This is a genomic window from Pontibacter sp. FD36 (assembly GCF_015686655.1).
Lineage (GTDB): Bacteria > Bacteroidota > Bacteroidia > Cytophagales > Hymenobacteraceae > Pontibacter.
This window is the reverse complement of the sequence record NZ_JADPMP010000008.1, coordinates 230597-254185: the sequence shown is the minus strand read 5'-3', so window position 1 is coordinate 254185 and position 23589 is coordinate 230597. Positions and strand designations below refer to the sequence as shown.

The 23589-nt window shown below is 51.8% G+C and carries 23 protein-coding genes, 1 tRNA gene and 1 riboswitch; of the genes, 14 read left to right on the top strand and 10 right to left on the bottom strand.

All coding sequences use genetic code 11. From position 1 onward, the window contains the following. Positions 1–12: 12 nt before the first annotated feature. Both I0P70_RS13160 and I0P70_RS13155 read left to right on the top strand, forming a co-directional pair. Positions 13–987, top strand: a complete 975-nt coding sequence (locus I0P70_RS13160) for a glycosyltransferase family 2 protein (protein ID WP_196118627.1) — start codon at positions 13–15, stop codon at positions 985–987. Further along, positions 987–1919: a lysylphosphatidylglycerol synthase transmembrane domain-containing protein gene (locus I0P70_RS13155; protein WP_196118624.1), complete on the top strand. Its 933-nt coding sequence runs from the start codon at positions 987–989 to the stop codon at positions 1917–1919. The genes I0P70_RS13160 and I0P70_RS13155 overlap by 1 nt, the downstream gene beginning before the upstream one ends. A 48-nt stretch (positions 1920–1967) precedes the next feature. Here I0P70_RS13155 and I0P70_RS13150 read toward each other — a convergent pair. After that, positions 1968–2049 (bottom strand) — tRNA-Leu (locus I0P70_RS13150). 124 nt (positions 2050–2173) lie between these two features. After that, positions 2174–2881: a phosphatase PAP2 family protein gene (locus I0P70_RS13145; RefSeq protein ID WP_196118621.1), complete on the bottom strand. Its 708-nt coding sequence runs from the start codon at positions 2879–2881 to the stop codon at positions 2174–2176. Positions 2882–2973: 92 nt separating this feature from the next. Here I0P70_RS13145 and thpR point away from each other — a divergent pair, with 92 nt between their 5' ends. Beyond that, positions 2974–3546, top strand: coding sequence for an RNA 2',3'-cyclic phosphodiesterase (gene thpR, locus I0P70_RS13140; RefSeq protein WP_196118616.1), 573 nt, complete (start codon positions 2974–2976; stop codon positions 3544–3546). Positions 3547–3579: 33 nt separating this feature from the next. Next, a complete protein-coding gene (locus tag I0P70_RS13135; RefSeq protein ID WP_007660293.1) occupies positions 3580–4071 on the top strand; it encodes a CinA family protein in 492 nt (163 codons plus the stop codon). Positions 4072–4121: 50 nt separating this feature from the next. Here I0P70_RS13135 and I0P70_RS13130 read toward each other — a convergent pair whose 3' ends face one another. Further along, positions 4122–4433, bottom strand: a complete 312-nt coding sequence (locus tag I0P70_RS13130) for a GIY-YIG nuclease family protein (RefSeq protein ID WP_196118613.1) — start codon at positions 4431–4433, stop codon at positions 4122–4124. A gap of 104 nt (positions 4434–4537) precedes the next feature. Here I0P70_RS13130 and I0P70_RS13125 point away from each other — a divergent pair, with 104 nt between their 5' ends. The 8 genes from I0P70_RS13125 (at position 4538) to I0P70_RS13090 (ending at position 13736) form a co-directional block, all read left to right on the top strand. Then, positions 4538–5182 (top strand): class I SAM-dependent methyltransferase, encoded by a 645-nt coding sequence (locus tag I0P70_RS13125; protein ID WP_370583222.1) that lies wholly within the window; start codon positions 4538–4540, stop codon positions 5180–5182. Between the two features lie 58 nt (positions 5183–5240). Beyond that, positions 5241–7076, top strand: coding sequence for a M61 family metallopeptidase (locus tag I0P70_RS13120; protein WP_196118610.1), 1836 nt, complete (start codon positions 5241–5243; stop codon positions 7074–7076). A gap of 2 nt (positions 7077–7078) precedes the next feature. Further along, positions 7079–7573, top strand: a complete 495-nt coding sequence (locus I0P70_RS13115) for a hypothetical protein (RefSeq protein WP_196118607.1) — start codon at positions 7079–7081, stop codon at positions 7571–7573. A gap of 173 nt (positions 7574–7746) precedes the next feature. Next, positions 7747–8397 (top strand): hypothetical protein, encoded by a 651-nt coding sequence (locus tag I0P70_RS13110; RefSeq protein ID WP_370583221.1) that lies wholly within the window; start codon positions 7747–7749, stop codon positions 8395–8397. Positions 8398–8557: 160 nt separating this feature from the next. Further along, positions 8558–9574, top strand: a complete 1017-nt coding sequence (locus tag I0P70_RS13105; protein ID WP_230392174.1) for an MBL fold metallo-hydrolase — start codon at positions 8558–8560, stop codon at positions 9572–9574. A gap of 52 nt (positions 9575–9626) precedes the next feature. Further along, positions 9627–11087, top strand: a complete 1461-nt coding sequence (locus tag I0P70_RS13100; RefSeq protein ID WP_196118601.1) for a sodium:solute symporter — start codon at positions 9627–9629, stop codon at positions 11085–11087. A 142-nt stretch (positions 11088–11229) separates the two neighbouring features. Next, positions 11230–13050 (top strand): ABC transporter ATP-binding protein, encoded by a 1821-nt coding sequence (locus I0P70_RS13095; protein WP_196118598.1) that lies wholly within the window; start codon positions 11230–11232, stop codon positions 13048–13050. A 161-nt stretch (positions 13051–13211) separates the two neighbouring features. Continuing rightward, on the top strand, positions 13212–13736 hold the full coding sequence (locus I0P70_RS13090; RefSeq protein WP_196118579.1) for a hypothetical protein: 525 nt from the start codon (positions 13212–13214) through the stop codon (positions 13734–13736). A gap of 22 nt (positions 13737–13758) precedes the next feature. Here I0P70_RS13090 and I0P70_RS13085 read toward each other — a convergent pair whose 3' ends face one another. Genes I0P70_RS13085 through I0P70_RS13070 form a run of 4 tightly spaced genes read right to left on the bottom strand, consistent with a single transcriptional unit; the run spans position 13759 to position 16455 of the window. Then, positions 13759–14025 carry a Trm112 family protein gene (locus I0P70_RS13085; RefSeq protein WP_196118576.1) on the bottom strand — a complete coding sequence of 89 codons (267 nt, stop codon included), beginning with the start codon at positions 14023–14025 and terminating at the stop codon, positions 13759–13761. After that, positions 14022–14672 carry a thiamine phosphate synthase gene (locus I0P70_RS13080; protein WP_196118573.1) on the bottom strand — a complete coding sequence of 217 codons (651 nt, stop codon included), beginning with the start codon at positions 14670–14672 and terminating at the stop codon, positions 14022–14024. The genes I0P70_RS13085 and I0P70_RS13080 overlap by 4 nt, the downstream gene beginning before the upstream one ends. Beyond that, positions 14669–15733, bottom strand: coding sequence for an AIR synthase-related protein (locus tag I0P70_RS13075; protein ID WP_196118570.1), 1065 nt, complete (start codon positions 15731–15733; stop codon positions 14669–14671). The genes I0P70_RS13080 and I0P70_RS13075 overlap by 4 nt, the downstream gene beginning before the upstream one ends. Further along, positions 15730–16455, bottom strand: coding sequence for a class I SAM-dependent methyltransferase (locus I0P70_RS13070; protein WP_196118567.1), 726 nt, complete (start codon positions 16453–16455; stop codon positions 15730–15732). The genes I0P70_RS13075 and I0P70_RS13070 overlap by 4 nt, the downstream gene beginning before the upstream one ends. A gap of 75 nt (positions 16456–16530) precedes the next feature. Continuing rightward, positions 16531–16635: riboswitch (TPP riboswitch) on the bottom strand. Between the two features lie 173 nt (positions 16636–16808). Here I0P70_RS13070 and I0P70_RS13065 point away from each other — a divergent pair. Next, entirely contained in the window at positions 16809–17687 is an 879-nt protein-coding gene (locus I0P70_RS13065; RefSeq protein ID WP_196118564.1) for a DUF2911 domain-containing protein, read from the top strand. An 82-nt stretch (positions 17688–17769) separates the two neighbouring features. Next, the gene (locus I0P70_RS13060) at positions 17770–18687 is read left to right on the top strand and encodes a bifunctional 2-polyprenyl-6-hydroxyphenol methylase/3-demethylubiquinol 3-O-methyltransferase UbiG (protein ID WP_196118561.1); all 918 of its coding nucleotides are present in this window, start codon (positions 17770–17772) and stop codon (positions 18685–18687) included. A 440-nt stretch (positions 18688–19127) separates the two neighbouring features. Here I0P70_RS13060 and I0P70_RS13055 read toward each other — a convergent pair whose 3' ends face one another. From I0P70_RS13055 to I0P70_RS13045, 3 genes are all read right to left on the bottom strand, one after another. Further along, the gene (locus tag I0P70_RS13055) at positions 19128–20831 is read right to left on the bottom strand and encodes a sodium:solute symporter (protein WP_196118558.1); all 1704 of its coding nucleotides are present in this window, start codon (positions 20829–20831) and stop codon (positions 19128–19130) included. Further along, the gene (locus tag I0P70_RS13050) at positions 20828–20971 is read right to left on the bottom strand and encodes a hypothetical protein (protein ID WP_196118555.1); all 144 of its coding nucleotides are present in this window, start codon (positions 20969–20971) and stop codon (positions 20828–20830) included. Before I0P70_RS13050 ends, I0P70_RS13055 begins: the two co-directional genes overlap by 4 nt. An 86-nt stretch (positions 20972–21057) precedes the next feature. Further along, complete coding sequence (locus I0P70_RS13045; RefSeq protein WP_196118552.1) at positions 21058–23589, bottom strand: PIG-L family deacetylase; 2532 nt, start codon at positions 23587–23589, stop codon at positions 21058–21060.

Below are 23589 nucleotides of genomic sequence, written 5' to 3'. Positions count from 1 at the left end.
ATCCCCGGTACCATGAAAGAGCTATCAGTCGTTATCCCTGTTTTGAATGAGCGCGAGAACATCAAGCCGCTGCTGGAATCGATCCGGCATGCACTGGACGGCATCGATTACGAGGCCATATTTGTAGATGATGGTTCGCAGGATGGCACTCCCGGGGAGATAAGGAAATGGGCGGACCAAAATACCCGTCTGGTCGAGCTGCGCAAAAACTATGGGCAGTCTACCGCCATCACCGCAGGTATAGACCATACCACAGGAAACTATATTGCCCTGCTTGACGGCGATCTGCAAAACGACCCTTCTGACATCCCCTGCATGCTCCAGAAAATGCAGGAGGAAGACTGGGACGTGGTAGCCGGCAACCGGAAAAACAGGCAGGACGATGTGGTGCTGCGCAAAATTCCTTCAAAAATAGCCAACAACCTGATACGTCATATGACGGGGGTGCACATTAAAGACTATGGCTGTACCCTAAAAGTATTTAAGCGGGAAATAGCGCAGGAACTTGACATCTATGGCGAACTGCACCGTTTTATACCTGTATTGGCCAAAATGCAGGGTGCCAACATTGCACAGGTGGATGTGAAGCACCATCCCCGAAAATTTGGCCGCTCGAAGTATGGTATAGGCCGCACCATCAACGTCATGGCCGATTTGGTCACCATGGTTTTCTTTCGCAAGTACATACAGCGCCCCATGCATCTCTTTGGCACGATGGGTTTTATTTCGCTTGGCCTGGGTTTTCTGGTGAACTTCTACCTGCTGATTCTTAAGCTGCTGGGGCAGGATATCTGGGGGAAACCCCTGCTTATTCTGGGGCTGATGCTTGTCCTGGGAGGTATACAGCTTATCACGATCGGTATTCTGGCCGAAATATGCGTGCGCATATACTTTAAGAGCAACAACAGCAAAACCTATCATGTCAGGCGGATTTTTGATCCTTCAAAAGAGCCCTTGCAAGTGGTGGCAGAGAAGCTGGCAAGCTGATGGAAAAGCGGGCGATGTGGCATACCATCAAGACTCCTCTCAAAATACTGGTAACAGGTATACTGCTATACCTTGTTTTCAGGAAAATAGACATCGGCCAGGTGCAGGAACTATACCGGCAAAGCAACCCGCTTTACTTCTTACTGGCCCTGCTGGCCTTGGTTGGCTCCCAAGTGGTTTCATCCTCGCGGCTCCGTGTTTTTTTTAAAGCGAAGGGCCTTGCTCTTCCTTTTCTGTATAACCTCAAACTGTACTTCCTGGGCATGTTTTACAACCTTTTCCTGCCGGGAGGGATTGGTGGAGACGCCTACAAGATTTACCTGCTCCGGTCGAGGTTTCAAAAACCAGCCAGAAAGCTATTGAGTGCTATTTTCCTGGATCGGCTTAGTGGGTTCTGGGCAATGACAGGTATAGCCACCCTTCTTTTCACGCAGATAGCCGAGATCAAACTACCTGCTCTTATACCTGTTTCACTGTATGTGATCGGGTCTGTGGTATACTTTGTACTGCTCGGGCGATTTTTCGACATCAGCCCCCGGATAGCTGTTATAAGTCACACAAAAGCATTGGTGGTGCAATTGCTGCAAGTCCTGTGCATTGTACTGATTCTTTTGGCACTGAACACAGAGCAGCCTTTTACAGCCTACTTGTTTACTTTTCTGGTTTCTTCGCTGGTATCTCTGTTTCCTTTTACGATAGGAGGTTTGGGTGCCCGGGAGTACGTCTTTGTGCAGGCTGCCAACCTGCTCCCAATGGAAAAGTACATTGCCCTGACCATTAGCTTATCGTTTTATCTGATCTCAGTCACGGTGGCATTGACGGGACTTTACATCGCCTTCCGATCCAAAGAATTTGCGCTCACGCCTGAAGAAAGTGAGGAGATAAAGCAGGAGGAGCCAATAGCTCACACACAATCGCCTCGAAAGGTATAAAAACAAAAAAGCCGGCTTTGCAGCCGGCTTTTTTACATTTTGGATTAGTGCGCACGGGGAGAGTCGAACTCCCACGCCCGAAGGCACAGGCTTCTGAGACCTGCACGTCTACCAATTCCGCCACGTGCGCGCTTGGTAGTAATCAAAATGTGTTTCCCAAAACCCTTTAACCCTTGTTGATTGGGATTGCAAAGGTATAACAGAAATTATTATCTGCAATAGTCCACCCGAAAAAAAATTGCTTTCACTAAAAATCACTCTTCCTCCACCACCGGGGCAATCTCTTTGCGGGTATACTTCTCGATGCGGCGCAGTAGCCAGATGCCAATGATAACCCACAGAATACCAGCAGCAAAACCCGCCACTACATCGGTCGCATAATGCACGCGCAGGTAGATGCGGCTGAATCCGATGAGTAGAATAAAAATTACGAGCAGGGCCACTAAAAAATTTCGAAGTGGCTTGGATTCCACGTGTCGCCAGGTCAGGTAAATGATCAAACTGTAGAACGAGGCGGCGATCATGGAGTGTCCGCTCGGAAAGCTCAGGCCCGAAGCGTCGACCAGTGGCATGGCAGGTCGCTCCCTGTCAAAAAAGAACTTGAGGACCAGGTTGAGCGAGATACTGCCCAGCGCCACCACCGGCACTTTGAGCGAATACCACCTGTGCCGTCGCACAAACAGGAAGTAAGCGATGAGCAGCAGCGCCGCTGCCGTCATGAAGTGGCGGGAGGCAAAAAAGGTAATGAACTCAATGAACCGGGTGAAGCCAGTGCTTTGCATATCGGCGGCAACGGCAAAGGCTGCCTCGTCGAACTTGATCGGGCCGGCTGCCGAGGCCACCTCTGCACTGACATACAAAAAGACAATGACACAGGCCAGGAAAACGGCCATCACAAAGATCAGTTCGAGGGTAAACAAGGCAAAGCCTGCTGCCAGCTTCTTATAGAAGTTTCGTATCATGAATATCCGGGGGTCTTGGTTATAGCATAGGCTAAGTATACGCCTGCCCACTAATTACGTATGCGAAGCCATACAGGATAGATACGTAGCACATGAGCCAAACCACCAGACTATTCATCGCAACTCCGCTCCCGGAGGACTTGAAGGAGTATCTTACCGGACAGGCTGATAGGTATAAGCATGAGGCCATCCGCCTGGTTCCGATCGACAACCTGCACCTGACGCTTTACTTTATCGGCAACGTACCTGCCAGTCAGTTAGAAGCGATACAGGAGGTCACCGCACACATGGCGCAGCAGTTCGCCCCCTTCACGCTGCAACTGGAGGCGATAGAGCCCGGACCCAAGCCCCGCTCCCCACGCCTGATCTGGGCCCGGTTTAAAAGCCATGATGCCTTTGCCCAACTTAGCCGCAGCCTCACACAGGCGCTTTCTGCAGAACCACCCCTTAGCCGGGAACCCAAGCCGCATGTCACGCTGGCCCGCTTTCGCAAAGATAAGCCAGTACCCCACCACCTGGAATCCTTCCACCCGCATCACCCTGTCACGCTGCAAGTTCATGAGATCGCGGTCTGGCATTCCGAGTTAGGATCGCCACATCCCCGCTACAGCATTGTGCAACGCTACCCGCTGACAGGTAACCACTCGGAGGGCAAAGCAGTATGAGAAACACCCCTTATCTGAATACGAATATACCTTATGAATCAAACAGAGCTTACCGAACTGACCATGATGCTGAAAGACAATGGTCTGACCATTGCCTTTGCAGAGAGCTGCACAGCTGGCATGCTATCTTCTGAACTGGTAAAAGCCAAAGGCAGCAGTGATGTGCTGATCGGCAGCCTGGTGGTGTACAATGTCGAAGCCAAGAAAAAACTGCTGGGCGTGAAACAGGATACCCTGGATCTTTACACGGCCGAGTCGCAGCAGGTAACTAATGAGATGGTGATGGGCCTGAAGAAGGCGCTTGATGCCGACATCAGTGTCGCTACCACAGGCCTTGCGGGGGAAGGAGGTTCTGAGACTTCTGAGAAGCCGGTGGGTACCATCTTCGTGTCTTTTCTATATGATGGCAAAGCAGAGGAATTCAGGGAAGTATTCAAAGGCAATAGCCAGAGTCTGCTCAAACAGTTCACCGAGTATGTGCTCGAGAAGCTCAAAGGGATTGTAGAGGAGCATTATGATCGGTGAATTCCTGTCATTTCGAACGCTAGTGAGAAATCTGGAATGATAATAGTAGGTTAATCCTCCCAATCCTTAACTTCGTCATTCAAAGGAATCCAATCAGGATTAAATTGGCTGATTAATTCATCCTTTTTCTTTCTGCTCCACTTTTTCAATTGTTTTTCTCGATCTATCGCATGTTGGATAAAGGCAAAGCGTTCATAATATACAAGATTATAGCAGTAGTATCGACCAGAGAAAGATATAGGATTGCCTGCATTTAAGACATGCTCGTCCATCCTACGATTCAATTCATTAGTAACTCCAATATAGAGTGTAGTCTTCTTTGGATTAGAAGTTATGTAAACGAAATAGTTGTGGCCAGACATAACAATAATCAGGTTTATTGCCCTTCAACCAGTAAAAGAAAAAAAGAGTTTGATACACGCCATCCTCAACCCAGATTTCTCCCTTTGGTCGAAATGACAAATCCGTGAGCAACACCAACTTCAACAGCATCGCCCCGGTTTATGACGGCCTTTCGCGCTTGGTGTTTGGCAATGCCTTGAGGCGGGCGCAGGTAGCACACCTGTCGCTTATACCTGCAAAAGCGAACGTATTGCTCATTGGGGGCGGTTCTGGTTGGCTACTGGAGCAGCTACTCAGGTATAGCCCATTGGTGAAGGTCACTTACCTGGAGGCCTCGGAGAAAATGCTGAAGATGACCCGGAGGCGCATTGGGCAGAGAACTCCTGCTGCTCTTCCAAACATCACTTTCCGGCTCGGCACAGAAGACAGCCTTCAGTATGGCGAAACCTATGACGTCATCCTTACCCCTTTCCTGCTCGATCTCTTTCCGGATGAACGGCTGGTATACCTGATGGACCGGCTGTGTGCTGCGCTGCACCCGCAGGGGCTATGGCTATTCAGCGATTTCTGGCCTACGCAGGTGCCGGCTCCGGCTTGGCACCGGCTCTTACTAAGGAGCATGTATACCTTCTTCGGGAAAGTGAGCCAGGTAAGCGCTACCCGCCTACCTGATTTTGATCGCCATTTCGCCAGACTGCCCTTGTATGAATTAGAAGCGACTGCATTTTACGGCGGATTGGTGCAGGCCAAGGTCTACCGCAAGGTATAGCGGCTTTGCGCGACAGCTATAAAATCCCTACTTTTATTTTCGAACCAAATACACCCTTATGTCCACGAGACTTTTTGGCGCCCTGTGTGCTGCCTTGTCGCTGATGCTCACGCCGTTGCTGGCACAGGAGCAGCAAGTGCGCTATCACCTCTCCTTCCCGAACGCCATGCACCACGAGGCACAAATCAGCGTGACGTTTACAGGTATAAAAAGCGACACCCTGCAGGTGCTCATGCCACGCAGTTCGCCGGGCCGTTACGCCTTGCATGAGTTTGCCAAAAACGTATACAGCGTCAAAGCTACCGATAGCAAAGGGCAGGAACTGCGCATCAGTCGCTTTAGTCCGCATGAGTGGCATGTAAGTGGATACCAGGGAGAAGTTATCCTGAGCTATACCTTGTTTGGCGACCACGCCGACGGCACTTATACCGGTATCGACGAGACGCATGCGCACCTCAACATGCCCGCTACTCTTATGTATGCCCGCGGCTTTGAGCAGGCACCAGCTCGTGTAACTTTCCGCACACCGCAGGGCCGTAACTGGAAAATAGCCACGCAGTTGCAGCCTCTGAACGACTCTACTTTCCAGGCGCCGAACTTTCAGTACCTGATGGACAGCCCGACCGAGTTGAGTGACTTTGCCTTTGCAGAATGGCAGGTACAGGAAGGCAGCAAAAGCAAGACCATACAGGTGGCCATGCACCACCAGGGCCCTCAAACGGCATTCGACAACTATGTGGCTAGCACCAAAAAGATTGTGGCAGAGCAGCAGGCTGTATTCGGGAAGTTACCCGACTTCGACTTTGGCCGCTATACCTTCATTGCCTGCTACATGCCGCAGGCGGTGGGCGATGGCATGGAACACCGCAACTCCACGATCCTAACCAGTTCAAGACCGCTGCTCACCTCTATGAATCCGCTGCTCAACACAGTATCGCATGAGTTTTTCCATGCCTGGAATGTGGAGCGCCTGCGCCCTGCTAGTCTGGAGCCTTTTGATTTTCAGGAAGCCAACATGTCGGAGGCCCTGTGGCTGGCCGAGGGCTTTACCACCTACTACGGCGACCTGACCATGCGCCGCGCCGGCATCTTCGACCTGAAAAAGTATAGCAGCGACCTGGCCGGCGACCTGAACTATGTGCTGCTCTCACCGGGCCGCCACTACCACAGCCTGGTGGAGATGAGCCTGCAGGCTCCTTTCGTGGATGCCGCCCGCTCCGTGGACCCGCATAACCGTCACAACACTTTCATTTCCTACTATACCTATGGCAGTGTGCTGGGCTTAGGGCTGGACCTGACCCTGCGTCGCGACTTCAACACCACACTGGATGCTTACATGCAGGCGCTCTGGCAGAAATACGGCAGTCCAGAGAAGCCCTATACCTTGCGCGACCTGGAGCAGACGCTGGCCGAAGTGACAAAAGATACCACCTGGGCCTCTGATTTTTTCAAACGTCAGGTATACGGCAGCGAATTGCCGGACTATGCTGAGCTCCTGGCCGAGGCTGGTCTTCAATTGCGGAAAGCCAACCCGGGAAGAGCTAGCATGGGACCTGCCACACTGGAATACAGCAAGGGGGGGGCCAAGCTCCTGACCGGCACCACGGTTACTTCACCGCTTTACAAAGCCGGCATAAACCGTGGCGATGTGATCCTGACCCTGGATGGAAAGAAAGTAACCAGCGCCAAGGAAATGGAAAAGATCATGAAACGTTTGAAGCCAGCCCACAGCCTGCCGGTCACCTTTTTGAGCAACGGAACAACCCAGAATGCAACACTTATTATGGTAGAGGCCCCTACGCTGGAGGTTGTACCTTTTGAAGCGGCTGGCAAAGAGTTAACGCCTGCCATGCAAACTTTCCGGGAAGCCTGGCTCAGCTCCAAAGCAAAATAGGTATGCAAGGTATAGACTTTAAAGTCCTGCTGCTCTATGGGCTGATTGTACTGCTCACTTCCTACGCCTTCGTCGCGCTGGGATACATCTATGATATGCCGCTGGCTGAGCTATACCTGGAAACGGACAACTTACAAACCTTCGAGGAAAGCGCCTCCAGGTATGGCGTGAACAATGCCCGCATCGACAGATTCAAGCAGGTGCTACAGGGTGCTCCCTTTGCTGGGGCACTGTTTGGCGTGGTGCTTTCGTTTATCGCCATCAGGCGCAAGAAACTGGGTTTGCAGCATGCAGGACTTGTGCTGGTCATCGCCATCGTTTTTGCCCTGGCCGGTTTGTTGGACAACGGGATGATAAAAGGCATCCTTTTTGCTCCTGGCAGACTGGTTTCCAATTCCGTTGCAACCATCTATACCTTAAACTACCTGTTATTATTGGGTTCCAGCTTCTGGCTGGCTTTTTCGGGCAGGCTTATACCTAAGAAAGACCAGAAGTAAGTCTCCTGCTAAAAGCACCTTGGCAGTCAAACAGGTTTCCTGGTGCCGGGTTCACGTTTCAGGTATAGCCACTGACAACAAAAGACTTAGGACCTCGTTTGGAAATAGACACAGGCTTGTTTCAGAAACATTTGTACCTTAACTTAGTACCACATTCAACAGCGATTTTTCACGTGAAAATATTTTTGAGTACCATACTGACCTGCAGCCTGCTTTTTGCAGGTAGCGTCCAGGCACAGACAGGCCAGAAAGCCAGTCTGGAAGCCGCGCCGGCCCCTACCCTGCAGGAAAGGCCAGCCCCGGCTTCTGAAGAGGAGCGGCCGACAAAATTTGAGATGCCTGCAAAGCGCCTCAGTTATAGCCTAGCCGCTGGCGCCAGCTTTGGCAGCGGTTTTGGTGCCACATACCTGGAGCCGACCGTTCGCTATCAGCTTAATCCCCGCCTGCGTGTGTTCAGCAGCCTGACTTATATGTCGGTGATGCCGGGACAGTACAGCGTGCCTACTACAGACGGAGGCACCACTTTGATGCGCACCAGTCCAAGCAACCATTACATTGCCCATGTGGGTGCCGATTACCTAGTAAATGACCGCCTGATCCTGAGTGGCAGCGTCTGGAAAGACTTTTCTAATGTTCCGGCCCAGAACCCGGCTTATATGAACTTTATGACACCGGGTCGTCAGGGTATGGACTTCCGGGCAACCTATAAAATTACGGAGCACTTTTCGGTGACGGGTGGCATGCGCTACTCCAATGGTGCTTCTCCTTTCTATGGGCCTTTCCAGCACCCGGTATCTGTGGGGAGAGGCGGCGGATTCTGGTAACAGCTCCTTGTTTAGCCTAAGAAATTCAAGAGCGCCTTTTCTGAATGGAGAAGGTGCTTTTTTATGCCTGCTGACGTATTTTAATTAATTTTCAGCACACGTTTCAACTTTCGGGTGCGTTATCGTGTTTATAATCCCTGAAAACAAGCTTATTCAGATTTTGAGGCAGAAGAACGAAACAGTAAGACATCTGAAAAACGACAAACTCGACGTGGTGAAGCCAGATTTCCGCGGCAATAAGACCATCAACGGACAGTTTGTGAACGGCGGCGAGCTCTATACTCCTAAACTGAGCAAGGTGCTGCGCTGGAAAACTTCCCGTAATCCGCAGCGTGAAGAGAAAAAAGCCGACAACTACATTCCACCTATTGTCTATGGCACGGACTTCATCAACTCCACAGAAGATATGGTGGTCTGGCTGGGGCACGCTACCTTCCTGATCCGGGTAAACGGACTGACCATGATCACAGATCCTGTGTTCTATGACCTGCCCATGATCAAGCGCCGCATCGGACTGCCCTGTGCGCCGGAGCAACTCACAGGCATCGACCTGGTGCTGTTCTCGCACGGCCACCGCGACCACCTCGACGAGCGATCCATCAAAACCCTTTATCGTCAAAACCCTGACCTGAAGGCGTTGCTGCCGCTGCGGGCAGGTGATCTGCTGCGCAGTGCCGAGCCACACATGCCCTACCAGGAAGCAGGTTGGTATCAGAAGTTCGACCTTACCCCGCAAGGTGTAGAGATCTATTTTCTGCCAGCCTCCCACTGGCACCGACGGGGCATGTTTGACATGAACAAAGTACTGTGGGGAAGCTTCCTGATCAAGACACCTACCATGCAGCTCTACTTTGCCGGCGACACGGGCTACAACGGGCACTTTGAGGAAATAGAGGCATTATTTGGCCCGATGGATGTCTGCCTGATGCCGGTGGGTGCCTATCGCCCGAGCTTTTTGATGCAGAAGAGTCACCTGAACCCGCATGAAGCGGTGCGGGCTTATAATGTATTGCGAGGGGGTACGTTTATCCCAATGCACTACGGCACCTTCGACCTGTCGGACGAGCCGGCCGGTGAACCGGTGCGACTGCTTGAGCAGATCGCAGCTTCGGGCATGATGCAGGGGCTGCGTATACCTGCCATCGGGGAGCCAGTGCTGCTGCGCGGACTGCTATAGCCCGAAAACCGGCGGGCTGTGCTATATTTGCAGCTTCACGACGGCAACCCACATGTCTGCAACGCTTATCATCAGCCTCATCATTGGCTATTTCTGCATCCTGATCCTGATCTCTTTCCTGACTGGCAAGAGCACTGATTCCGACACATTCTTTCTGGCCAACCGCAAATCGCCCTGGTATGTGGTCGCTTTCGGGATGATCGGAGCCACGCTTTCGGGGGTTACGTTCGTTTCGGTGCCGGGCATGGTGCGCGACCTGCAGTTTACCTACATGCAACTCGTGCTGGGCTACCTGGCAGGCTATGTGGTCATCGCGACGGTGCTTCTGCCACTTTACTACCGTCTCAACTTAGTCTCTATCTATACCTACCTGGATCAGCGCTTCGGCTTCTGGTCTTACAAAACCGGGGCTGGTTTCTTTCTGCTTTCGCGTACCCTGGGAGCCGCCATTCGGCTCTTTTTGGTAGCCAGTGTGCTGCAACTGGCGGTATTCGATGAGATGGGCATCCCATTCGCGGTAACAGTGGGCATCACCATTCTGCTTATCTGGGCCTATACTTTCCGGGGCGGCATGAAAACCATCATCTGGACCGACACTTTCCAGACCACGGCCATGCTACTGGCGGTTGGAGTAAGCATTTGGGTAGTGTCGGATGAACTGAATATGGGTTTTCAGGGGATGGTCGACACGATTTCGGCCAGTGAGTATGGCAAGGTCTTTAACTGGGAGTACAAGGAGAACACCTATTTCCTGAAGCAGTTCTTCTCGGGCGCTTTTATCACGATCGTGATGACGGGCCTCGACCAGGACATGATGCAGAAGAACCTGAGCTGCAAAAACATTGGCGAAGCCCAAAAGAACATGTTCTGGTTCAGTGTGATACTGGTGGTCGTGAATGTGATGTTCCTCTCGCTGGGTGCTTTGCTATACCTGTACGCCTCTGCCAAAGGTATAGCGTTACCTGCACGAGGTGATGATGTATTCCCTTTCCTGGCACTGAACCATTTCCCGGCTGTGGTCGGCATCGCCTTCATCCTGGGCATCATCGCCATCGCCTATGCCTCTGCTGACTCCGCCCTCACCTCGCTCACCACCTCCTTCTGTGTAGACTTCCTCAACTTCAAAGAGCGCAGCGAGCACGAGCGTGTGCGACTCCGCTACGTCGTGCACATCGTTTTTTCAGTGATCATGATGCTGGTGATTCTGGCAGTAAATGAGATCAACAGCCAAAGCCTGATCTCTACGCTGCTGCAAGTGGCGGGCTATACCTACGGGCCGCTGCTGGGTCTCTATACCTTCGGCCTCTACACCAGCCGACAGGTGCGTGACCGCTTCGTGCCAGCCATTTGTCTTGTAGCTCCTCTGCTCACCTATATCATCAGTGCCAACTCTGTTGAGTGGTTCAACGGTTATACCTTTGGCTTTGAAGTGTTGATTCTGAATGGGTTTCTGACATTTGTGGGGTTGTGGGGAGTGTCGTTTAAAGATACCCCACTGCCAGAATTAGATTAATGATATCTGTCACCGTGCAAATAGGAACGCTATATCCTATAGTTTGTTTACCTTTGTAAGATTTTTCGGGGCCGGTGGCATTATTAGCGCTGTTTAGCTGTTATAAGCCAGCAACCCCTATTATTAAGTATAGATTTCATTAATGGCAAAACGCGGAATCGGGCTAAACGACGGCACGCAGGAGAAAGAAGGCAGAAAGAAGATCAGTAAGGATAGCTTTCGTCGCGGCATCAGGATCTTTAGCTACGTACTACCCTACAAGTTTAAATTCCTGGTCGGTCTGGGCTTTCTGGTACTCTCCAGCCTGACTTTTATGATCTTCCCGCTCCTCACAGGTAAGCTGGTTGACTCCTCTACCGGCAACGCCGACTGGTTCCTCGAAGACATCGACATGATTGCCCTTGGCCTTTTCGCCGTGATTTTGGCGCAGGGCATCTTCTCTTTTTTCAGGGTATACTTCTTTGCACAGGTAAGTGAAAATGCCGTGGCCGACATCCGTCGTGACCTCTATAGCAAGTTCATGATGCTGCCGATCCCCTTTTATGAAAAAAGACGCGTAGGCGAGATTACCAGCCGCATTACTACTGACGTAGCGCAGGTACAGGATGCCATGTCGATCACACTGGCTGAGCTTTTCCGCCAGATAACCACCCTTCTGGTAGGCATCATCATTATCATGTGGACTTCTATCAAGCTCTCCATGTTCATGCTGGCGACTTTCCCGGTATTGGTAGCACTCACGTTGGTTTTCGGCCGCAAGATCAAAAGCCTTTCCAAAAAAACACAGGACGAACTGGCTAACACCAACGTCATCGTTGAGGAAACGCTGCAGGCAATTAACACGGTGAAAGCCTATACAAATGAGAACTTCGAAATTGGCCGTTACCAACATTCGCTTGGCAAAGCTGTAAAGGCGGCCCTTTCAGCGGCGAACTATCGTGGCGCTTTCATTTCCTTCGTGATTGTAGGCCTGTTTGGCGGTATTATCTTGGTGATCTGGTACGGTGCTACACTGGTACAGAACGGCGACCTGACCATTGGTGAACTGATTTCCTTTATCATTTATACCGTGTTCATCGGCGCCTCTGTGGGTGGTTTGGGTGAGCTTTATGGCAAAATTCAATCGGCCTTGGGTGCGACCGAGCGTATACAGGAGATTCTGGCTGAGCCGGAAGAATCGACTGATAAGACCCTGCGTCCGCTAAGCGAAATCAGACGGGTACGTGGTGATATCAGCTACAACCAGGTGGCCTTCTCCTACCCTACCCGTCCCGACATTCAGGTACTCCGCGATATCAATTTCAGCATTAACTCTGGCGAGAAGATCGCATTGGTTGGACCGAGTGGTGCCGGTAAGTCTACTATTGTACAGCTCTTGCTTCGTCTGTACGACGTGAGCCAGGGCAGCATCACTGTCGATGGACAGGATATCCGCCATATGAGCCTGACGGAGCTTCGCGCCAATGTGGGCATCGTGCCGCAGGAAGTGCTGCTTTTCGGTGGTTCTATCCGTGAGAACATTGCTTACGGTCGTCCGGAAGCGACAGAAGAAGAAATCATAGCAGCAGCCCGCAAAGCCAATGCGTACGACTTTATCTCGTCTTTCCCGGAAGGATTGGATACACTGGTGGGCGAACGCGGCATCAAGCTCTCAGGCGGTCAGCGCCAGCGTGTGGCCATTGCCCGCGCCATCCTGAAAAACCCGGCTATCCTTGTACTCGATGAAGCGACCAGTTCTCTTGACTCAGAGTCAGAACACCTGGTGCAGCAGGCCATGGATGAATTGATGAAGAACCGCACAACCATCGTGATCGCACACCGCCTGGCGACGATACGCAAGGTTGATAAGATTTTGGTGATTGATGGTGGGGAGATTGTCGAAGAAGGTTCGCACGAGGTACTGTCGATCAATGACAACGGGATTTATGCGAATCTGCTCAGGCTACAGTTTGAAATGAGCTAAAATTTTCTGCATTTAAGGTAACTGAGGCCCTGTTAGTGTTTAACTGACAGGGCCTCAGTTTTTGAAGCTTCCCCATAATTCAACATTAATATATCCCAATAAATTACTAATTTGCGGAGTATTATAATCTATGCTTGCGCCAGTCGCTCCTAAACCTTCTTATGCACTTAAATAGCGCTTTCACCCGAGCCTTTCTCTTTTGCTTGTTGCTTGTACTTAGCTATTCGGCTTCGGCCCAGAATTACCGTGACACTTTTAGGGCGCGTAATGCAGTTTATGGTGAATTAGGCGGTAATGGGGACTTGCTCTCAGTTAACTACGACCGCATCGTGTACCAGAAGTCTATGGTGAAGGCAGCTTTCAGGATAGGTATAGCCAGCAATACCTTCTTCTCAGCAGAGGAGCCGGGCTTTTATCCGGTGGTGCCTGTGGAAGCCTTGGGTATGATCGGGCGTTTTCAGAAGCACTTTGAGTTTGGTATAGGCTATACCCGCCGCTTCACCAATGAGCCTGACCTTTTGCGCAACATGTACTTCAGTCGCATCGGTTTCCGTTATCAGAACCCAACCGGTGGACTTGTAGTGCGGGTTGGCTTTACACCTTTTCTTTCCACAGAAAGCAATACCAAATCACCAGGCCCCGCTTTCATTCCCCGCTTTGGCTTCAGTGTAGGTCAAAGTTTTTAGGGTATAGCCATATGCAAGCGGTTTAGGCTTTCAGCAAAAACGTTTGCTTCTCTGTCTCGTCGAGTGATAGCCCCCACTTCTTCAGGATCGGTTCCTCCAGCGCCTTTTCACGGTACTCGTCCGGTGTCATGATTGGTAAACCATATACAATAGGATAGTACCTTTTGCAGGTAGGACAGGTGAGCAACCCTTCTGTTATATCCCCATTTTCCTGCTGCGCAAAGATTTGCAATGTCAGTTCGTGCTTGTCCACGGGACAGCACAGTTTATCTAAAAATGAAAGTCTCATAAGTTATTTTTGTTAAGTGCTTGCTTGTAGGCAGCAGCGGACTCTCTGGCTGAAGCAGCGTTCAGTATACCTGAAATCACTGCCACCCCATTGAAGTCCAGCTCCCGAAGTTTGTCTATATTTTCTGTGGTGATGCCCCCGGACAGAAAGAGAGGCATTCGGGTGATCTTTCTGGCCTCCCGGATCGTAGCAGGCTGTACGATCTCGCAGCTTCCTGCTGAAGGCGAGGGGAAAACGGCGCAGAAAGATACGTAGTCCAGTTGGTGCCTGTCAGCCCAGCGAATTACCTCCAGGTCGTTGCTGCAGGTAATACCGCATACAAAGCCCCTGTTCAGTTCAGCCTTCAAAGTTTCATAATCCGAAGGGACGCTGTCAAAATGAATACCAGCCAGACCTGTATCTTTTAACAGCTGCCATTCCTCGTTTATGAGAACCGGTACCTGATAAGCGGCGGCAACAGCCACTAAGTCCTGTATGAGCAAGCGCTTGTCTGAATCGGTATAGCCTGCTGGCCAGTTATTCCAGATCTGCAGTACGTTTGTACCTCCTTCCAAAGCTTCTTTTACCTTCTGCAGCAGCAGGATACGATCCATGCTGGGGTCCAGCACCAAGTATACGCCTCCGGTAATTTTCTTATACCTGCTCATCTCCAGCCCGCCTTGTACGCTTTAAAGAAAGCCTCCCAGTAAGGGTCTTTGCCATCGAAGAGAAGTGGCTTTTCTTTATCATGTTCCACTATCGTGAATCTATCTTCCTTGGCTGTCATTTCTCCTACCACCGTTGCTCTGATAGCCTTAGAAGCAAGGTGGTCGATTATTTGCTGCTCATTGCCCGGCTTCACGGCCATGAGCATAGAGCCAGCCCCCACACTGAAGCGGTGATCGATATCAAAAAGTGCTGCAATTTGCCTTTGCGCTTCCCCCACCGGCAGGGTATCGTCATAAACCCGGAAACCGCACCCAGAGGCGCCCGCCATTTCGCAGATAGCGCCCAGCACGCCACCTTCGGTCACGTCGTGCATGGCTTTCAGGTCTGTTTTGCTGGGCAGGACCTCTTTTGCGGCTAGGGCATCGGGCAGCGATGAGGTGCGGTAAAAGTTTTCACAGCCCTTCTCCCATACCTCCTTGCCGAGCTTGTTCTTAACTGTCTCCGGAAAACTCATGGCCAGGATGGAGGTAGATACCAGAGCCGTATCCTTTGTCACGATCAGCAGGTCGCCGGGCTCCGCCTTGTTGCTCGTAAGTATTTCACCCAATGGAGCCGTCAGAAACATGGTGCCGCCGCCAGAAATGGTGGAATTCTGCCCCTCTATCTGCCCTGTGTGTCCGCCGGTAATGGCAACGCCAATGTCCTGACAGTATTGATGGATATAATGCCAGTATTCTTTGAATGACTCCAGCGACAGGCTCGTAGGCAGGTTTAGAACGAATTGCGCATACATGGGTGCAAAACCAGTAGAGGCCATGTCATTCGCCAGCAGGTGCACTGATAGCCAGGCTGATTCCTGAAGCCCGATAGAAGGTATAAGCGAAAGCGGATCGCTGGAAACTGCCATTCCCAGGTTGTTGCCCAGGTTGATGACAGCAGTGTCGACGCCGAACTGTGGGCCTACCTGCACCTCTTCCCGTTGTGCCCCGCTTTGTGGTAGCAGCACGTCTTTAAACGTGCCGGCGGCTACCTTTCCAGATTTGTCTTCGAAGGCGCTCATATCACATCATTTAAGCACACATACATCCCGAAGAAATCTCCATAGGGTTGCTGCCACTGCTGCACCGGAAACCATTCAGGCAACCCAGTAGCGTTCCACTCAATGGTATAGTCTCTGTCGTGCAGGGCTTCGGCTATTACAGCCTTCAGTTTGCTTGGCGTATAAAAGGTGGCCGTCACGTAGAAAGGGTTCTTGCCGAACATCTCCTGTACCCTCCTTCTCACCACTTTGGGAGAGTTGCGGTTCATCATGCCGAACACAATGCCATATTTACCCACACGGGCCGCCTCCCGGATTACCTTGACCGGATCTTTGTAGTACTCAAAAGTAGTAATGAATGCCAGGGCATGAAAGGTGTGGTCTTTAAAAGGCATGTGATGCGAGTCGGCCAGCACCAGATCGCCGTCGAACAGGTGCACGCCCTGCCCCAGCATGAAGGGCGAGATGTCGCCACCGCTGGCCTCAATGCCGATCTCTTTCCACCAGCGGGTGAAGCGGGTAGTGCCGCAGCCAAACTCCAGCAGGGTCTTGACGCGCTCGTCTTTCTTGATCAGCTGCCCGATCACTTTCTTCTGCCATACCTCAGCACGCTTATAGCGGCCTTCGTACCACAGTTCATAGGTGTCGGTGTGATCACGGTTAAAAAACCACTCCTCACGGCCCTGCCACTTGCGCAGGTCGCGTGTTACCAGGTCAAATTTTTGTTGTTGCAGATTACTCACAGCAGGTATTTTAGGGTTATAAAATAGCCTGACTGTACAAAGCAGATAGGAATAAAGGGCAGCACCTCACTCAGGCGCTAAAATCGGTTACATTTCCTACGCTGGCATTATCCAGATCAGGTAGCGGGTATCATCTCAGCCGGGCAGCTGTTACACTGCCAAGCACCCCGTGTACATAGGCGAAGGTACAGAATATAATCAGAAAAGAAACTCAGCTCAGGGCAAAACTTTTTTTGCATGCAAGCAGTTTGTAGCAATGCCAGCCGCCATTTACCCTGCAGAATCCACTGGTTTAATTGCGGGATTTTCTGTAATATTACCTCCTGAAACCCCTTTGAAATAAATATAAAACCATGAAAAAGATCTTATTCAGCATGCTTATGTCAGCGGCGCTGCTAGGCGGTACAGCCGTGACAGTTCAGGCCCAGCAACAAGGTATAGCCATGCCGGCAGCTAGCCCGCTTTCCAGCGTGACGCAGGAAGTAGGCCTTAGCAAGGTAACCGTAACCTATTCCCGCCCATCTATGAAAGGCCGCTCAGTATACGGCGGCGACATTGTTCCTTTCGGTAAGGTATGGCGCACAGGAGCCAACAACTCTACCACGCTTAATTTCAGCGACGACGTAACCATCCAGGGCAAAAAAGTGCCTGCCGGTGAGTATGCGCTGCTAACCATTCCGAATCAGAACGAGTGGACTGTTATTTTGTACAAAGACACCAAACTTGGTGGAAACGTAGCTCAGTATAAGCAGGAAAACGATCAGCTGCGCTTCACCGTGAAGCCACAGACCAACCCTAGAACCGTTGAAACTTTCACCATCAACTTCGCAAATCTGAAAGCGAATGCTGCTGACCTGGAAATTCTGTGGGACAAGACAGTTGTCAGCTTCACCATTGAAGCTGAAGTAGACAGCAAAGTAATGGCCCAGATTCAGGAGCGAGTGCTGAATGGTAAGGATGTGTCGCCTAGCCTGTATGCAGCCGCCGCCAACTATTACGCCGATAATAACAAAGACATGAAGCAGGCATTGGAATGGATGAAAAAAGCCAACGCCAACGAGCCAAGGTTCTGGAACCTGCACGCTCAGGCCAAGATGCAGGCCAAGCTGAAAGACTACAAAGGCGCCGTAAAAACTGCTGAGCAATCAATCGAGCTGGCCAAAAAGGCAAACAACGATGACTATGTGCGTATGAATGAAAAAGCCATAGCTGAGTGGAAGAAAATGAAGTAAGCACCTAGCTGCCTACTCACTACCGAAAGCCTCTGCTCTGGCAGGGGCTTACTTTTTTAGCATACCTAATAATCTATACCTGTTGGAAGAGAAAAAACATTCAGAAGATCACCTGGGTCCGGCCCGTGAATATTGGTGGAACGACGATTACCTGGAGCTGCTTGCTCACCGGTTGCACCTGGACTATACCGGCTCGCTGGTGGATATCGGTTGCGGCAAAGGCATGATGGGCTTTATGTTCTCGCGGCACATGCCACCGGGCGCCAAGGTATACGGCATCGATTTTGAGCCGGAGTACATCGAGGAAGCGAAGCAGAAAGCCCAAAGCATCTACCTGCACAATGACATCTCCTACGACTTCCGGGTGGGCAACGCCTCCAACATTCCCCTACCCGACAACCTGGCGGACATTACCCTCTGCCAGACCTTGCTGATCCATGTGAAAGACCCGAGACAGGTGATCGATGAGATGATCCGGATTACAAAGCCGGGCGGCTGGGTGCTGGCGCTGGAACCGAACAACCTCGTGCCCAACCTGATGTTCGACCGCTACGGCGAAACGGATTTTGATGTGGAAAGCACCCTCGAAGTGCTGGAAATAAAGCTGCGCATCGAGAAGGGCAAGAAAAGGCTCGGCGAGGGTTTTAACTCACTCGGCGACGTTATACCTGACTTATACCTGAAAGCGGGTCTCGAAAACATCAAGGTGTGGATTTCCGACAAAGCCCTCTCGATCATTCCGCCTTACGATACGCAGGAGAAGATGCTGCGTGTAGAACAGATGCTGCAGTGGATCGACTCCGACTCTATGGGCTATGACTACCAGGATAACCTGAATTACTTTATGGCGGGCGGCGGCGACAAAGACAAGTTTGACGCTTATTGGCAACGGCTGCTTTACAACAAGATTGCGCTTAAGCAAAGGCTGCTGAATGAAGAGTATGTATCAGCTGGCGGTAGCCTGGTTTATATTGTGGCGGGGCAGAAGCCGCGATATTAACTTATACCTGATAATTGGTGTTATGGCGCGAGCGTCCTCGCTTGTGTCGGGTATAGTGGGGCCTCTGGCCCAGGTATAAGTATAGCTGCGGCTATTGCAGGTATAGCAAATGATACTGTTTATCGCTTCGCCTGTGCGGCGGGCACCTTTTCGCCTTGGCCAGGCGGGCCTCACTTTTTTCCTTGATGGGGGTAGGGGCCCTCGATAAAGAAAAAATCGAGGGCCCCTACCCCACTCGCTGAACGCTCCTGACAGGGGCCCCCCTTCACCCCCAACAGTGGAGCGCCGCAAAGCGCACATGGCAATGCTGCTTGTTTCATAGCCAGCGTGCGAGTTAGTCTTACTATACCTGCCAGTGGTTTATCTCATTTAGCTGAATTAGCCTGATTCTTTCGCAATTACGCTGCCCCAATAATTAGTCCTCAAAAGAGTAATCTGTATTACGCATACAATCTGTCATCCTTCTGGCCTATAAAGAACTGAAGGATCGCTCCGAATACCACTACTGCAACACAGCCAATCACATTGAACCAGAGGAAGGCAATATCGGTGTAGAAGTGGCAGTACAGCACTACTGCTTCAGCTAGCAGTGCGGCAATGAACACGGCGTGCCCTTTGATGAACTTCACATAGAAGGCCACCAGGAAGATGCCCAGTATAGTGCCATAGAAAATCGAGCCGATAATGTTAACAGCCTGGATCAGGTTGTCGAGCAGGGAGGCGTAGGTTGCGAAAATAATTGCTAGCGTACCCCAGGCTGCGGTGAAAAGGCGGGAGGCCCGCAGGTAGTGGAAGTTGTCTTTGTCCTTTTTGACAGAGCGCTTGTAGATGTCTACTACCGTAGTGGAGGCCAGCGCATTGAGCTCGGAGGCCGTGGAGGACATGGCAGCTGAGAAGATCACAGCCAGCAGCAAACCCACCAGTCCGGCGGGCAGGTATTTCATTACAAAGGAGATGAACACATAGTCTGTATCCTTGGTCTCAGCATCAGGCGTGGCTTTGGCAATCAGCGACTTCACCTCGGTGCGGACCGCCTTGGAGGCATCGGTTATACCTTGCACCTCAGCTTGGGCAGCAGCAATGGCACTTTCATCGTCGGTGCGTAGCGCGGCGACCAGACCGTGCACTGCTTCCTGTTTTTGGTTGAACAGGGTGGTGTGCTGCGCTTCCAGTGCCTCCATTTCCGGGGCAAACTCAGTGGCGTATACCTTGTCTTTAGCGGCTTCATTGAAGAAAAGCGGCGGCTGGTTGAACTGGTAGAACACAAACACCATCACGCCAATGAAGAGAATAATGAACTGCATCGGTATCTTGAGCAAGCCATTGAACAGCAGCCCCAGCCGACTCTCCCCTACCGATTTGCCTCCCAGATAACGGGCCACCTGGCTTTGGTCGGTGCCGAAGTAGGAAAGCGACAGGAAAAGCCCCCCCGTTAAACCAGACCAGAAATTATACCGGTCGTTCCAGTCGAAAGAAAAGTCCACTACGTTCATTTTGCCCATCTTACCTGCCACAGCCACAGCATCACCGAAGGACACGCTCTCAGGCAGGTAGCGCACCACCATAAAACCGGCTACCAGCATGCCGCCCATCATCACGGCCATCTGCTGCTTCTGCGTCACACTCACCGCTTTGGTACCACCCGACACGGTATAGATGATCACGAGTATACCGATCAGCAGGTTGGTTACTGTTAAATTCCAGCCTAGTATGGTAGACAGGATGATAGCGGGGGCGTAGATCGTGATGCCGGCTGCCAATCCGCGCTGCACCAGAAAGAGCAGGGCAGCCAGTGAGCGGGTTTTCAGGTCGAAGCGGCTCTCGAGGTATTCGTAGGCGGTGTATACCTTGAGTCGGTAAAAGATCGGGATAACCGTGATCGAGATGATGACCATGGCAATCGGCAGGCCAAAGTAGAACTGCACGAAGCGCATACCGTCTTCATAGGCCTGACCCGGCGTGGAAAGGAAAGTAATAGCACTGGCCTGCGTAGCCATGATGGACAAACCGATGGTCCACCATTTCATGCTGTTGTCACCTTTGAGGTAGCCCTCAATATCCTTGCTGCCCCGTGTTTTCCAGACGCCGTAGCTTACAATAAAGCCCAGCGTGCCGAGCAGTACAATCCAGTCAAGCAGTCTCATGAATAGATGCGGGTGATGATGTAAAACAGGGTGATCAGGAAAGCTAGGTTGCCCAGCACCAGCCAGTACATACTTTTCCAGCTCTCAAAAAAAGGCGGCTTGTCGAGCTCCTCGTTAGGCTTGCTATCGATTTCTTTCATGGTTTTCTTCAGACAGTAGTCTTTGTAACAAAAAGCACAGGACTACTCACTGGATATCTTGAACTGCAGATTTTGAATGGCTCCTTTTATTTGACAGCACTCTCTGCGCTGCTCCCCTGGTTGCCGTGCCCATTGCCGAGCGAGATCAGGTTGGTGAAGATGCGGTAGGCACCCGGCACACCGGCAGGCAGCTGCCGGAACCAGGAGTAGCCGGTATACACAAAGTGCCCTTTGCCATAGCGGGCGATCAAAAGGCCGCCGTCGCGGGCCGGTTCGCCCGGGTCGTTGCTTGAAAGGATCGCTTCAAACTCTTTGCTCCATTCGCTCGGGAAGTATAAGCCGCGTTCCTGTACCCAGCCTTCAAAATCCTTTTTTGTGATCTTGTTCGGGCTGTTCAGCGCCTGGTGATTCGGCTTCAGGAAACGTACTTCGGCATCTTCTACCGTCACCCGCTGGCTTGAAATCTTCAAAGGATAGGGAGCAACATTGTTTGTCTTGAGACTATGCCCAGTGTTATACTGCACGATGACTGTACCGCCTTGTTGCACGTAGTTGAGCAGGCGCGGCTGATAGAAATTCATGCGCTCTATAGTATTGTAGGCCCGAACCCCCAGTATCACCGCATCGAAGCGCTTCAGATTCTGGTCTGTCATATCCTCGTCTTTGAGCAGGGTCACGTTATACCCGATTTGCTGCAGACTCGCAGGTATGTCGTCGCCGGCACCCATCAGGTAAGCGATCTGCTCCCCATTTCGCTTCAGGTCAAGCCGTACGGCTTTAGTCACAGCCTCCGGGAAGGTAGTCTGCGTTGGGATGTGGCTATACTGAATCACGTTGAGTCCGCGGGTATAGGACTTGCCTGCTACCGTGGCCACGGCTTTCAGTTCTACCTCCTGCTGCCCTTTAGGCGGATGCACCATGAAGCGCACCAGTTGCTCGGCTCCGTTTTGCTCCAGATCAAAAGCCACTTGCGCCGGCTCCGCTCGCCAGCCTTTCGGGAGTTGCAGTGCCAGGTTGCCTTTTATACCTGCCTTAGCCGATTTCACCAGCACGTGCACTGGCTTCGGCTCCTGCGAAGCGAACATCAGCACTTTCTCGGAGATGTTCACAAACACGGGCGGCGTAATGGCCAGTGGTCTGTACTGCTCTCCATCCACCGGATCGTTGCGCTTGTACACCACCGGCACGGTATAGCGGAAAGGTTCTCCACTGATTAGCAGGTTCATTTGCACTTCGGCGGCCGGCTGATTTTCGGGGGCACCGATTTCCTGCAGATCATCTACCCGAAACAGGCCCAGCGTTCCCTCCTGCCGTAGCCAGTACGGCTGCGAGAGCGGTGCTGAAGCCGGAATCTGTATTTTAAAAGGGATAAGATGCCCCTCGTTCGGAGCGAGTGTTTTATTCAGGCTGCTGTCTTTGGCGGCGAAGGAAGGACGCATACTCACCAGTTGCACAGGTATAGTTGATCGGTTGATGGCTTCCAGTTGCATGTTCAGGTGCTCACCCGGTGTCACGGCATATTCCGTAGCCACTGCCTCCAGGTATAGACCCAGGCTGTGTTTCACTACATCCTCCAGTTCCTCTGTTTTGAGGCGCTTCCAGTAACTGTCGGGTAGTTTGGCCAGTTCTTTTCGGGCTGCCAGCAAGGTTGGCACTACGGCCGCGGGCTGCTCCGGCTTAAACTCCGCCACCGCCTGCTGCAATAGGGCTGCCACTTTTTCGCTGCCTTTCACGCGGCTCCAGCTGGTGTTTATACCTTCAAACAACTCTTCTTTAGCTCGTTCGCCTTTGGTATGCTCCAAATATTCTATCGTAACACCACGTGTACCTGTGGCGCCGAAGCCCTGGCTCTTGTGCATACTGCGGCTCAGGGCGGCAATCTCCGGGTACGATTTGCCCAACAGCGGATTATAGCCACCTACATCCACTTTAAGCAGTTGTGAACCGTAGTCTTCAAACTCTTTCTGACTGCGGAAGGACCATACGCCGGTATTCCAAAGCACCCGCTTGGCCTGCCATACCTGCACGTGCTTGAGCTGCTCAGGAAAGCGCTTTGGGTCAGCAGCTGCTTCAAACGCTTCATTGGCCAGCAGGGCCGAAGCGGTGTGATGCCCATGAGTTTCAGATGGACGGGGAGAGAAGCGGGTGATGATCACATCAGGTCTGAACTTGCGGATCGCCCATACCACATCGTGCAGCACCTTCTCCTTATCCCAGGTTGCAAAGGTCTCTTCCGGATTTTTTGAAAAGCCAAAGTCATTGGCACGGGTAAAGAACTGCTGCCCTCCATCCGTGCGACGGGCCTGCAGCAACTCCTGCGTGCGGATAAGACCCAGCCCCTCCCGGATCTCTGGCCCGATGAGGTTCTGTCCGCCATCACCGCGGGTCACCGACAGGTAGCCGGTGTTGTAGAGCTTCTCGTTAGACAGGTAGGCGATAAAGCGGGTATTTTCATCGTCGGGGTGCGCCGCCACATACAGCACAGTGCCCAGCACGTTCAGCTTTTTAATATCCTGCAGTAGCTCGGCTGCGTGAGGTTTGGCAGGTGACTGCGCCTTAAGTGCCCCTGCAGATAGCAGCGAGAACAAGACAAAAAAGAGCGAAAAACTTTTTTTCAT

What these genes read in the sequence shown, in the direction of transcription:
- I0P70_RS13160 (WP_196118627.1), top strand. Translation starts at nt 13, where the DNA reads ATGAAAGAGCTATCAGTCGTTATCCCTGTTTTGAATGAGCGCGAGAAC.
- I0P70_RS13155 (WP_196118624.1), top strand. Translation starts at nt 987, where the DNA reads ATGGAAAAGCGGGCGATGTGGCATACCATCAAGACTCCTCTCAAAATA.
- I0P70_RS13145 (WP_196118621.1), bottom strand. Translation starts at nt 2,881, where the DNA reads ATGATACGAAACTTCTATAAGAAGCTGGCAGCAGGCTTTGCCTTGTTT.
- thpR (WP_196118616.1), top strand. Translation starts at nt 2,974, where the DNA reads ATGAGCCAAACCACCAGACTATTCATCGCAACTCCGCTCCCGGAGGAC.
- I0P70_RS13135 (WP_007660293.1), top strand. Translation starts at nt 3,580, where the DNA reads ATGAATCAAACAGAGCTTACCGAACTGACCATGATGCTGAAAGACAAT.
- I0P70_RS13130 (WP_196118613.1), bottom strand. Translation starts at nt 4,433, where the DNA reads ATGTCTGGCCACAACTATTTCGTTTACATAACTTCTAATCCAAAGAAG.
- I0P70_RS13120 (WP_196118610.1), top strand. Translation starts at nt 5,241, where the DNA reads ATGTCCACGAGACTTTTTGGCGCCCTGTGTGCTGCCTTGTCGCTGATG.
- I0P70_RS13115 (WP_196118607.1), top strand. Translation starts at nt 7,079, where the DNA reads ATGCAAGGTATAGACTTTAAAGTCCTGCTGCTCTATGGGCTGATTGTA.
- I0P70_RS13100 (WP_196118601.1), top strand. Translation starts at nt 9,627, where the DNA reads ATGTCTGCAACGCTTATCATCAGCCTCATCATTGGCTATTTCTGCATC.
- I0P70_RS13095 (WP_196118598.1), top strand. Translation starts at nt 11,230, where the DNA reads ATGGCAAAACGCGGAATCGGGCTAAACGACGGCACGCAGGAGAAAGAA.
- I0P70_RS13090 (WP_196118579.1), top strand. Translation starts at nt 13,212, where the DNA reads ATGCACTTAAATAGCGCTTTCACCCGAGCCTTTCTCTTTTGCTTGTTG.
- I0P70_RS13085 (WP_196118576.1), bottom strand. Translation starts at nt 14,025, where the DNA reads ATGAGACTTTCATTTTTAGATAAACTGTGCTGTCCCGTGGACAAGCAC.
- I0P70_RS13080 (WP_196118573.1), bottom strand. Translation starts at nt 14,672, where the DNA reads ATGAGCAGGTATAAGAAAATTACCGGAGGCGTATACTTGGTGCTGGAC.
- I0P70_RS13075 (WP_196118570.1), bottom strand. Translation starts at nt 15,733, where the DNA reads ATGAGCGCCTTCGAAGACAAATCTGGAAAGGTAGCCGCCGGCACGTTT.
- I0P70_RS13065 (WP_196118564.1), top strand. Translation starts at nt 16,809, where the DNA reads ATGAAAAAGATCTTATTCAGCATGCTTATGTCAGCGGCGCTGCTAGGC.
- I0P70_RS13055 (WP_196118558.1), bottom strand. Translation starts at nt 20,831, where the DNA reads ATGAGACTGCTTGACTGGATTGTACTGCTCGGCACGCTGGGCTTTATT.
- I0P70_RS13050 (WP_196118555.1), bottom strand. Translation starts at nt 20,971, where the DNA reads ATGAAAGAAATCGATAGCAAGCCTAACGAGGAGCTCGACAAGCCGCCT.
- I0P70_RS13045 (WP_196118552.1), bottom strand. Translation starts at nt 23,589, where the DNA reads ATGAAAAAAAGTTTTTCGCTCTTTTTTGTCTTGTTCTCGCTGCTATCT.